Raw genomic sequence first — 6014 nt, forward strand, 5'->3', positions numbered from 1 at the left:
GCCGCGATGAGCTCGCCCGACATCCGCGCCGGCATGGCGATGCTGCTCGCCGCGGCCTGCGCCGAGGGCACCTCGACGATCAACAATGCCGACCAGATCGAGCGCGGCTATGAGCGCATCGACGAGCGGCTGAACGCGCTCGGCGCCAAGATCACCCGCGTGCCCGAGCGCGGCAGGTAGCCGCGTCTCATGACCATCAGCGAGATCAAGCCCGACAGCAACAACGCGAAATGGCTCAATGGCGCGCAATTCGCCGACGCCTTCCGCGTCACCATCGACAGCGGCGCTATCGATGCGCGCGCCGCCGCGACGCGCATGTTTGGCCGCCCGGTGGGCTGGATCGAGGCGCTGATCGTCTTGCGCAACTTGGTGGTCGCTCCATTCGGGTTGAAGAGCTCCGGCGCCGGCGACAACGGCAAGCTTGGCATGATCGGGCTGTTTCCTGTGATTAGCGAAGCGCCTGAGCAGCTGGTTGCCGGCTTCGACGACAGCCATCTCGACTTCCGCGTCGTGATCGATGTCGCCGCCGCCGGCAAGGGTCAGCAAGTGACCGCGACGACCTTGGTCAGGACGCACAATTGGCTGGGGCGGAGCTATCTTGCCGTCATCGCGCCGTTTCACCGGCGGGTCGTGAAGCGCTTGCTTCGGCAGGTCGCCAACGCCTGACCTCCCGCCGTATCGGACGTCACCTCCGCGGCAGCTCGAGGCAGCACGCAGCATATGATGTGATGATCATGTCGGACCGCATTAAACGCCCGCAGACGATCGCCACCGAGCTGATCGAGACGCTGCGCCTTGCCGCGCCGATGGCACTGACGCAGCTGTCGCAGATCGCGATGATGACGACCGACCTCGCCTTCATCGGCCGGCTCGGCGGCAATGCGATCGCGGCCGCAGCACTGGCCGGCACGATCTATTTCGTCAGCTTCACCTTCGGCATGGGCTTGATGGCCGCGGTGGCGCCGCTGGCCGCGCATGGGTTCGGCGCCGGCGATGCCGCCATGGTGCGGCGATCGCTGCGCGCCGGCCTGTGGGTGGGTCTGATCGTCGCGCTGCCGATCATGGCGTTATCGCTGCAAGGCGAAGCCATCCTGCTTGCTCTCGGACAAGAGGAGTTGCCGGCGCGACTCGCGCAGAACTATCTGTTCGGGCTGGCATGGGGTGTCGCACCAACGTTGTGGTTCATCGCGCTGCGCGGCTTCATGGGCGCTTTGAACCGGCCGGAGCCGGTGCTGTGGATCACGCTGGCCGCGATCCCGATCAATGCGCTGCTGGTCTATCCATTACTCAACGGCGCATGGGGATTACCAGCGCTCGGGCTGTTCGGCGCCGGGCTTGCGACCTCGCTGGTCAATCTCGGCACGTTTCTCGCCGGCCTGTGGTTCGCGACGCATCGGCCGCCGTTCCGCGACTATCACGTGCTGGCGCGGCTGTGGCGGATCGACTGGGACCTGATGCGCCAGATCATTGTTATTGGCGCACCGATCTCGCTCGCCTTCCTGCTCGAATACGGCCTGTTCTCGACCGCGGGCCTACTGATGGGTGTGATCAGCACGGCGGCGCTCGCCGCGCATCAGATCGCGCTGCAGGTGACCGCGATCCTGTACATGGTCCCCTATGGCATCAGCATGGCCGCGACGGTGCGGGTCGGTCACGCCGCAGGGCGCAACGATGCCGATGGCATCCGGCGCGCCGGCTATGTCCCGATCCTGCTTGGACTCGCGATCGCCGCCCTGCTGACGCTGGCCGTGCTCGCGGCACGGCGGCCGATCGCCCATCTCTTCCTCGGCGAAGGCGTCACCGATGCCGATGCAACGATGACACTGGCCGCCAGCCTGCTCACGCTGGGCGCGACTTTCTTCGTCACGGATGCGCTGCAGGCCGTGACCAGCGGTGCGCTGCGCGGCATCAAGGACACGCGAATTCCGCTGCTGTTCGCAATCATCGGCTACTGGCTGGTCGGTTTTCCGATTGCGTATGTGCTGGGTTTCTTCACGCCGCTTGGCGCCGTCGGCATCTGGATCGGCCTGTCGATCGGTACCGCCACGCATGCAACCTTATTGATGTTGCGCTTCCGGCGGCTGACACGAAAGATCGCTCATGCCCCCGCCGTATCCGGCGTCTCCTCGTGATCGGAGCGACTGGCGGTCTTGACCTTCCGCGGCACCTCGGCCCATTCCGCGACGACACGTTCGAGATCGATCAGGTTCTGCCGCATCCCCTCGAGCGAGAAGCCGAGTGCGAAGAAGCGCTCGGCGGCATCGCCCGACATGCCGCGCGTCAGGCCGTCGCTGCGCACCGAGGCGACCTGCTCGGCATAGGCCTTTACCGCGACATGGACCGGCCAGATCGGCGGTGGACTGTGGCCTTCGCGGATCGCCTCCGCGCAACCGCGCAAATAGCCCGCGATGGCTTCGCTGAGCTTCGCGAGCGGGGCGGCGAGCCGCGTCTGCAACTCCGACGGCAGCGGCACCACGCTGGAGCGCCCGATCATCACCACGTCGTGGCGCAGCCGCAGCACCGTACGCAATAGCGGCCCGCTATCGGCGCCGGAGGACAGCCGCGCCGATCGCTCGCGCTCGGCCTCGGCACCGGTGGCGTTGAGCGCGACCAGCGCGGTGCCGATGCCATCCTGGATCCGATGCAGCGCATCGTTGTCGCGTCCCCGCGACAGGCCGGCCAGCAACTCGGTGAACGCCGCTGCGATCAATTCGAGCAGCCGCCCGGCGGCGCCGCGGATCTGCACATGGGCGCGCGAGGGCAGCACGATGAACGACACCGCAAGGCCCACGAAAGCACCGACGGCAACCTCGCCGACACGATCGATCGCGGAGCTGAGCGGGTCGATGTGGCTCATCGTAGGCACCAGGAGCACGATGACGCCGGTGACCGTCGCGACGTTCAGGCTCGGGTTCAGCGACGCGACAAAGGCCAGCGGCGCCACCGCCAGCACCAGCATCCCGAGCAGCTGCAGCTCGCCGGTGTGCGGAATCAGCACCGCGATGGCGCCGCCATAGACCGCGCCGCCGATGGTGCCGAACATGTAGTCGCGCGTCGCCTTTAGCGAGCGGCCGACGCTGCCCTGGGTTACGATGATCGAGGTCAGCACCGCCCACAGCGGCAGCCTGAGGTCGAGCGCCGTGGCGAGCGCGAATGCGGCCGACGCCGCGACCGTGCTCCTGACGGCCAGCGCGAGCTGCGCCCTCCTGGCATAGAATCGATCGAACAACGGCTTCAGCTTGGACATCATGCGATCCGCGTCTCGGCTGCATCAGCGCCGTCCGGCACGACATTTGGCATGGCTGGTTCCCACGAAGGCAAAGCTGCTTGAAAGGCGGAATCGGCCCGCCTACCGTGCTTGCAAAGCGAGGAAACACGATGGCCCACGAAACCGCAACACTGGCTAGCTATGTTGCTGCCTTGAAGTTCGACGATATTCCGCCGGAGGTGCTGGACCGCGCCAAGGTGTTGACGCTCGACTTTCTCGGCAGCGCGATCCGGGCGCGCCGCGAGGCGGAATCGACGCCGTCGGTGCTTAAGATGCTGGAGGCGCTGAAGCTCGACGCGTCAGGCGAGGCCACCGTATTCGGCGACACCAGGACCTGGACGCCCGCCGTTGCGGCGCTGCTCAACGGCGCCACGGGCCATTCGCTCGACTTCGACGACACCCATGCGGATTCCTCGCTGCATCCGAGCGCGCCGGTGGTGCCCGCGGCATTCGCGGTCGGCGAGATGGTCGGCGCCTCGGGGCGCGAGGTGCTCACTGCCATCGTCGCCGGCTATGAAGTGTGCTGCCGGCTCGGCAACGCGCTCGACCCAACCTCGCACTACGCGCGCGGCTTTCACCCGACGGCCACCGCCGGCACCTATGGCGCTGCTGCGGCGGCAGCCAAGCTGTTCGGCCTTGACGAGCAGCAGATCATCTCAGCCTTCGGCGTCTCCGGCAGCCAGGCCGCAGGCTCGCTGCAATTCCTGGTCAACGGCGCCTGGAACAAGCGCTACCAGGTCGGCGCCGCCGCGATGAACGGCGTGATTGCCGCGACGCTTGCAAAGAATGATTTCGTCGGCGCCACCGGGTCGGTCGAAGGCAAGCATGGCCTGTTGGTTGGCTACACCGACACGCCGCACCACGACAAGGCGGTCGCGGGCTTAGGAACCACTTTCGAGACCATGAAGATCGGCGTCAAACCCTATCCGAGCTGCCGCTATACGCATGCCGCGATCGACGCCATCATCGCGCTCCGCCGCGAGCACAATCTGACGCCGGATCAAATCAAGAAGGTCGAGATCGGCCTGCATCGCAACGGCATCACGCTGACCGGCGATGCCGCCACCAAGCGGCATCCGACCTCGATCGTCGGCGGCCAGTTCTCGATGTTCTTCACCGGCGCGCTGGCGCTCGACCAGGGCCGGTTCGGCTGGGACGACTACAACAGGCTCGGCGATGCCGCGATCAACGCGCTGGCCGACAAGTTCGACGTCGTGCAGGACGATAAACTCGAGATCGGCCGCAGCCATCCGTTCGGCGCACGGGTGTCGATCACGACCGAGGATGGCGGCACCCACGAGCGGCTGCACGACGACCCCTCCGGCGAGCCGACCTCGTTTCCCTCGGCGCAGGCGATGAGCGAGAAATTCCTCACGTTGGCGCGACCGGTGCTGAGCAGCCGCGCCGACCGCTTCGCCGACGCCATCCTGTCGCTGGAGCGTTTTGATCGCGTGGCGCAGGCAACGGAATTGGGACGGCAGTAAGGTCAATCTCGCGCCGCAGTCGCTCTCTTCCTTCTCCCCTTGTGGGAGAAGGTGGCGCGAAGCGCCGGATGAGGGGTTGCCTCCGCAAACTCGCATTCTAAGTGTCACATTCTAAGAGATGTCTCGCGGAGAGAGACCCCTCACCCGTCTCGCTGTTGCGCGGCGAACCACCCTCTCCCGCCAGGGGAGAGGGTGCACCGCGCGCGACGCTAGTTCATTCTCTCCCCGCCACCTTCATTCCCTTCGTCGCCTTTACGACATCGCGGACCAGCTCCGAGGCCCCATCGGCACCGAGCGGCCAGTTCACGGTGCGGCCGAAGCGGGCGATCACCAGGTGCTCCGACGGGATCACGATGACATATTGGCCCATCGTACCCTTGGCGAAGAACGCATCGCGCGGCCAGCCACGTGCGATGCGATGCCGGGCGCCAAAGCTGTCATCGCGATTAGTCCAGAAGCCGGCGCCATAGCCGACGAACGCGCCTCTCGTCGGCGCCGCCGAATAATCCACCCAGCCTTCGGGCAGGATGCGCTTGCCGCCAATCACGCCATCGTTGAGATAGAGCAAGCCGAACCGCGCCCAGTCGCGCGCCGAGGCGAGCATCTGGCCCGATCCTACAATCGTGCCTGCGGCATCGACCTGCAAGATGACGTTGTTCATGCCGAGCGGGCCGAACAGCTCATGCTGCGCGAAGCGCAGCGCGCGATCAGGCGTGCCGCCGCTTGCATTTCCGATCAGTTGCGAGAGGATGAGATAATTGCCGTCGTGATAGTTCCAGACCGCGCCCGGTGCCGTCGCGAGCGGGACGCTTTCCGCGAACGCGGCCATGTCGTTCTCGACGTACTGCATGCGGTTGACCGGCTCCAGCGCCGACGACAGCGACGCCTCCAGCGAACTACCAAGCGCGATCCCTGCGGTATGGCGCAGCAACTGATCGATGGTGATCGCATGACGCGGATCATCGGGGTTTTGCCAAGCCGCAACCGGCGCCGGGTCATGCGGCGCCAGCTGGTGCTCGCGCACCAGAATGCCGATCAAGGCCGCGGTCACCGACTTGGTTGCGGAGAATCCGAGCAGCGGCGTATCGATGCCATAGCCATTGGCGTAGCGCTCGGCGATGACGCGTCCATCCTTGACCACGACCACCGCATGGGTGTGCCTGAATGGCGGCGCGTCCGGCTCGGCGAAGGCGCGGTCGAGCGCGTCCGCGAGCTCTGGCGTCGCAGGGGCCACCGACGACGGCGGCGCAATCGCCCGCAAC

5 protein-coding genes and 1 pseudogene are annotated in these 6014 nt (G+C 66.3%); 4 read left to right on the forward strand and 2 right to left on the reverse strand.

Features of this window, described 5'->3' with window-relative positions; translation table 11 throughout:
• The 3 genes and pseudogenes from WA702_RS21785 to WA702_RS21795 all read left to right on the forward strand — a co-directional run.
• Positions 1–180, forward strand: a pseudogene (locus WA702_RS21785) (UDP-N-acetylglucosamine 1-carboxyvinyltransferase); the annotation flags it as partial.
• Between the two features lie 9 nt (positions 181–189).
• Positions 190–666: a DUF2867 domain-containing protein gene (locus WA702_RS21790; RefSeq protein WP_425112619.1), complete on the forward strand. Its 477-nt coding sequence runs from the start codon at positions 190–192 to the stop codon at positions 664–666.
• Positions 667–734: 68 nt separating this feature from the next.
• Positions 735–2132 (forward strand): MATE family efflux transporter, encoded by a 1398-nt coding sequence (locus WA702_RS21795; RefSeq protein ID WP_425112620.1) that lies wholly within the window; start codon positions 735–737, stop codon positions 2130–2132.
• Here the strand turns inward: WA702_RS21795 and WA702_RS21800 are convergent.
• The gene (locus tag WA702_RS21800) at positions 2099–3247 is read right to left on the reverse strand and encodes an FUSC family protein (protein WP_425112621.1); all 1149 of its coding nucleotides are present in this window, start codon (positions 3245–3247) and stop codon (positions 2099–2101) included. The genes WA702_RS21795 and WA702_RS21800 overlap by 34 nt on opposite strands.
• Positions 3248–3378: 131 nt before the next feature.
• Here WA702_RS21800 and WA702_RS21805 point away from each other — a divergent pair, with 131 nt between their 5' ends.
• On the forward strand, positions 3379–4752 hold the full coding sequence (locus WA702_RS21805; protein ID WP_425112622.1) for an MmgE/PrpD family protein: 1374 nt from the start codon (positions 3379–3381) through the stop codon (positions 4750–4752).
• A 214-nt stretch (positions 4753–4966) separates the two neighbouring features.
• On the opposite strand, the gene WA702_RS21810 is transcribed toward WA702_RS21805, so the two are convergent.
• Positions 4967–6014: serine hydrolase domain-containing protein (locus WA702_RS21810; RefSeq protein WP_425112623.1), on the reverse strand; the 1048-nt coding region annotated here is incomplete at its 5' end.

The sequence above is a fragment of the Bradyrhizobium sp. genome, from assembly GCF_049798375.1.
Taxonomy (GTDB): domain Bacteria; phylum Pseudomonadota; class Alphaproteobacteria; order Rhizobiales; family Xanthobacteraceae; genus Bradyrhizobium.